Below are 396 nucleotides of genomic sequence, written 5' to 3'. Positions count from 1 at the left end.
GCCGATTACTTTTGATATACTTTGTAAGGTGAAAGGTACCTCCCAATCCCCTGACTTTATCATTTTTCCATCTGGCTCTACTATACAAATACCTAATTGCGATAAATTTATCTTCCCCAAAGCGGGAATATAACTGGCGCTTTGTCCCTTAGCAGCATAGGATCGATAATGAGCTACCTATTGATCTAAGTAAGCTTTTTTTGACTCTCAACTTGAACACTAGACTTCTTTAGCATTTAACCATATTCCTCTGTACTATTAACTTTGTATAGGGGTAGCACCCCATCGCTATCAAGCTAAGCTCATACAACGTCAATTATGGTAGAGGTTATTTCTTTTTTCTAAAGGCTACGTGTAGGGAATTTAAAGATTTGCATACGAAATAAACCCTAATGA

At 37.1% G+C, this 396-nt stretch carries 1 pseudogene; it reads right to left on the bottom strand.

Annotation, left to right across the window (positions count from 1 at the left end):
* Positions 1-177, bottom strand: a pseudogene (locus LOK41_RS28630) (glutaminase); the annotation flags it as partial.
* Positions 178-396: the final 219 nt, after the last annotated feature.

The sequence above is a fragment of the Bacillus sp. TL12 genome (genome assembly GCF_022625245.1).
In the GTDB taxonomy this organism is placed as follows: Bacteria; Bacillota; Bacilli; order Bacillales; family Bacillaceae_G; genus Bacillus_A.
Note: the sequence above shows the minus strand (reverse complement) of the source record. Positions and strands in the feature narration are given on the sequence as shown.